General features: G+C 72.9%; 4 protein-coding genes. 2 read left to right on the forward strand and 2 right to left on the reverse strand.

Annotation, left to right across the window (positions count from 1 at the left end):
* Positions 1-2,196, forward strand: a 2,196-nt coding sequence (ppsA, locus tag VB737_RS15170) for a phosphoenolpyruvate synthase (RefSeq protein WP_500314186.1), incomplete at its 5' end; no start/stop codon positions are given.
* 41 nt (positions 2,197-2,237) lie between these two features.
* Here the strand turns inward: ppsA and VB737_RS15175 are convergent.
* On the reverse strand, positions 2,238-2,393 hold the full coding sequence (locus VB737_RS15175) for a hypothetical protein (RefSeq protein WP_500314187.1): 156 nt from the start codon (positions 2,391-2,393) through the stop codon (positions 2,238-2,240).
* 152 nt (positions 2,394-2,545) lie between these two features.
* Here VB737_RS15175 and VB737_RS15180 point away from each other — a divergent pair, with 152 nt between their 5' ends.
* A complete protein-coding gene (locus tag VB737_RS15180) occupies positions 2,546-4,228 on the forward strand; it encodes an NAD(P)/FAD-dependent oxidoreductase (RefSeq protein ID WP_500314189.1) in 1,683 nt (560 codons plus the stop codon).
* Here VB737_RS15180 and VB737_RS15185 read toward each other — a convergent pair.
* Positions 4,188-4,419 (reverse strand): laccase domain-containing protein (locus VB737_RS15185; protein ID WP_500314191.1); only part of this gene is annotated, 232 nt, incomplete at its 5' end. The genes VB737_RS15180 and VB737_RS15185 overlap by 41 nt on opposite strands.

Consider the following 4,419-nt stretch of genomic DNA (forward strand, 5'->3'; position numbering starts at 1 on the left):
GGCCAGGGGGCCCGGGAGCGGATCGGCCGGGCGGAACTGCCGCCGCCGCTGGCCCAGGCGATCGTGGCTGCCTACCGGGAGCTCAGCGGCGAGCTGGTCTCCGGCGGCGGCCCGGCCGTGGTGGCAGTGCGCTCCAGCGCCACCGCCGAGGATCTGCCGGAGGCCAGCTTCGCCGGGCAGCAGGAGACCTTCCTGCACGTCGAGGGGGAAGCGGCACTGCTGGAGGCCTGCCGGCACTGCTACGCGTCGCTGTTCACCGATCGGGCCATCGTCTACCGGCAGCAGCACGGCTTCGATCACCTGGAGGTGGCCCTCTCGATCGGGGTGCAGCGCATGGTGCGCTCCGATCTGGCCAGTTCCGGGGTGATGTTCAGCATCGACACCGAAACCGGCTTCCGCGACGCCGTGCTGCTGACCGCCGCCTGGGGGCTGGGGGAGAACGTGGTGCAGGGCGCCGTGAACCCCGATGAGTGGCTGATCTTCAAGCCCACCCTGGAGCAGGGGTTCGCCCCGATCCTGAGCCGGCGGCTGGGGAGCAAGGCCCTGCGCATGGTCTATGCCGACCCCGGCGGCGGCGATGGCCGGGCGGTGCGCAACGAGCCGGTCTCCCCGGAGGACAGCGGGCGCTTCGCCCTCAGCGACGCGGAGGCACTGACGTTGGCGCGCTGGGCCTGCGTGATCGAGCGCCACTACGGCGAACGCCGCGGGGTGCCCACCCCGATGGACATCGAATGGGCCAAGGACGGTCTCAGCGGCGAGCTGTTCATCCTCCAGGCCCGCCCGGAAACGGTGGAATCCCGCCGGGGCGCGGCGGTGCTGCGCAGCTGGCACCTGGAGCCGCACACGGCCGCAGTGATCACCAGCGGCCGGGCCATCGGCGCCTCGGTGAGCAGCGGCCGGGCCCGGGTGATCAGCGACCCCGGCGAGATCGCCCGGTTCATGGACGGCGACCTGCTGGTCACCCGCCGCACCGACCCCGACTGGGAGCCGATCCTGCGCAAGGCCAGCGGGGTGGTCACCGACCAGGGGGGGCGCACCTGCCACGCGGCGATCATCGCCCGGGAGATGGGCCTGACGGCGATCGTCGGCACGGGCGACGGCACCGCCCGGATCGCCGACGGTGACGCCATCACCCTGAGCTGCTGCGAGGGGGACGTGGGCCATGTCTACCGGGGGGCGGTGCCTTTCCGGGTGGAGGAGCAGGCCATCGGCGACCTGCCGGCCACCCGCACCCGGATCCTGATGAACGTGGGCAACCCCGAGGAGGCCTTCCACCTGGCCTCGATCCCCTGCGACGGTGTGGGCCTGGCCCGGCTGGAGTTCATCATCGCCAACCACATCCGGGTGCATCCGATGGCCCTGCTGGAGCCGGAGCGGGTGACGGCGGCGGCCGATCGGGCGGCCATCGCCGAACTGGTGGCGGGGTACGACGCGCCGGCCGACTACTACGTGGACCTGCTCAGCCAGGGCATGGCCCGGATCGCCGCCGCCTTCCATCCCCGGCCGGTGATCCTGCGCTTCTCCGACTTCAAGAGCAACGAGTACGCCCGCCTGCTCGGCGGGGCGGCTTTCGAGCCGGCCGAGGAGAACCCGATGATCGGCTGGCGCGGGGCCTCGCGCTACTACGCCCCCGCCTTCCGCGCCGCCTTCGCGCTGGAGTGCCGGGCCCTGCGGCGGGTGCGGGAGTCGATGGGGCTGGCCAACGTGATCCCGATGGTCCCCTTCTGCCGCACCCCCGAGGAGGGGGATCGGGTGCTGGAGGTGATGGCCGGCGAGGGGCTGGTGCGGGGGAAGGACGGCCTGGAGGTGTACGTGATGTGCGAGCTGCCGAGCAACGTGATCGGCGCCGAGGCCTTCGCCGAGCGCTTCGACGGCTTCTCGATCGGCTCCAACGACCTCACCCAGCTCACCCTGGGGCTCGACCGGGACTCGGCCCTGGTGGCGGACCTGTTCGATGAGCGGCACGCCACGGTCAAGGACATGATCCGGCTGGCGATCCGCACGGCCCGCCGCTGCGGCCGCAAGATCGGCATCTGCGGCCAGGCCCCCAGCGACTACCCCGACTTCGCCCGCTTCCTGGTGGAGGAGGGGATCGACTCGATCAGCCTCAACCCCGATGCGGTGGTGCCCACCCGCATCGCCATCGCCGCCCTGGAAGCCGAGCTGGACGCTGCCAGCCCGGCACGAAGGGCCTGACACGGCGAGGTCCGGTTCGCCTCAGCCAGCGGCCTGGCGGATCAGCAGGCGGCCTGGCGGAGCCCCACCGGCGCTGGGCTCACCGGAGCCCCGCCCCCCTCGAACCAGAGACGCCAGAGCAGCAGGGCATGGGCGCTATAGCGCACCACGCAGAGCGCCGCCAGACCCATGCAGAGGGGGCAGTGAGCCAGACCCATCGGAAATCCGGCCCCAGGCGCGATCAGGTTCCACCATGGCACCTTCCGCGGCGGATCGGCCGGGGACGCCACAAGCGTTGGCCCCCGTCCGGCGCGTTGGCGCCCGCCCCGCCGTGCCCTAGAACGCCAGCAGCCCTCCAACTGCCACGGCCGTGCTGCGCCTCAGCGAGCTGAAACTGCCGCTCGACCACAGCGCCGCCGACCTGGAGGTGGCCATCGCCCGCCGGCTGCGGCTCTCCCCCGGTGAACTGCGTGGCCACCACCTGGTGAAGCGCAGCGTCGATGCCCGGCGGCGCGGCGCCATCGCCCTGGTGTACTGCCTCGACCTGGAGCTCGAGGATGGAGCCAGGCGCCGCCTGCTGCGCCGCTACGCCGGCGACCCCCACCTGCGTGCGACCCCGGACAGCCGCTACCGCCCCGTGGCCCGGGCCGAGGGGACCTCCTCGGAGCTGCGCCCGGTGGTGGTGGGTGCCGGCCCCTGTGGCTACTTCGCCGCCCTGCTGCTGGCCCAGATGGGCTGGCGGCCGCTGCTGCTGGAGCGCGGCAAGGCGGTCAAGGAGCGCACCGCGGACACCTTCGGCTTCTGGCAGGGCCGCCGCCGCTTCAATCCCGGCTCCAATGCCCAGTTCGGCGAGGGGGGCGCCGGCACCTTCTCCGACGGCAAGCTCTACAGCCAGGTGAGCGAGAACCCCGCCTACATCCGCAAGGTGCTGGAGGAGCTGGTGGCGGCCGGGGCCGATCCGGAGATCCTCACCCTGCACCACCCCCACATCGGCACCTTCAAGCTGGCCACGGTGGTGCGCGGGCTGCGGGCCCGGATCGAGGCCCTGGGGGGCGAGGTCCGTTTCGGTCAGCACGTGGTCGAGCTGCTGCTGGGGGACGGACCCGAGCGGCGCCTGACGGGCGTGCGGCTGGCCGACGGCACGGCCATCGCCTGCCACCATCTGGTCCTGGCGCCGGGCCACAGCGCCCGGGACACCTTCGCGATGCTGCACCGCCTCGGCGTGGCCATGGAGCCGAAGCCCTTTGCGGTCGGGGTGCGGATCGAGCATCCCCAGGCCCTGGTCGACCGGGCCCGCTGGGGGGAGGCGGCCGGCCATCCGCGGCTGGGCCCCGCCGAGTACAAGCTGGTCCACCACTGCAACGGCGAAGCCAGTACCGGCCGCAGCGTCTACAGCTTCTGCATGTGTCCCGGCGGCCTGGTGGTGGGGGCCACCTCCGAAGAGGGCTGCGTCGTCACCAACGGCATGAGCCAGCACTCCCGCCGGGAGCGCAATGCCAACAGCGGCCTGGTGGTGCCGATCACCCCGGAGGATCTGGCCCCCTACGCCCAGGACGGGGAGGAGCCCCTGGCCGGGATCGCCTTCCAGCGCCACTGGGAGCGGCAGGCCTTCCACGCCGGCGGCGGCGACTACCGGGCTCCGGCCCAGTGGCTGGAGGATTTCCTCGAGCACAGACCCACCCAGCAGCCGCCCCCGGAGGCCGTGGTGGGCTCCTACCAGCCCGGCCTGCGCTTCGGCAGCCTGGACGGCTGCCTGCCGGCGTACGTGCTCGACGCGATCCGGGAGGCCCTGCCGGTGTTCGCCCGCCGCATCCAGGGTTATGCCATGGCGGGGGCCCTGCTCACCGGCGTCGAGACCCGCACCTCCTCACCCCTGCGGCTGCAGCGCCACCCCACCGGGCTCGAGAGCCTCAACACCCCGGGACTCTTCCCGGCCGGGGAGGGGGCGGGCCATGCCGGGGGCATCCTCTCGGCGGCGATCGACGGCATCAAGGTGGCCGAAGCGGTGGCGCTCAGCCTTGCGACACCACGCCGCTCCACTGCACCGCCCTGACCCCGTCGCGGCGCCAGGAATGGAACAGGGCCGGTTCGGCCATGGTGCAGAGCGGGCAGAGGCCGATCCGCTCCGGAGCGATCCCGTGGCGTTCCAGCTGCAGCGCCGTGGCCCGTCGGATGTCCAGCCGATCCCGGCCGGGGGCCGGATCCGGCAGCAGGGCGGGGTGATGGCTGAGCCGGGTGAACCGC

Origin of the sequence: Synechococcus sp. BA-120 BA3, assembly GCF_034931285.1 — a bacterium.
Taxonomy (GTDB): domain Bacteria; phylum Cyanobacteriota; class Cyanobacteriia; order PCC-6307; family Cyanobiaceae; genus Cyanobium.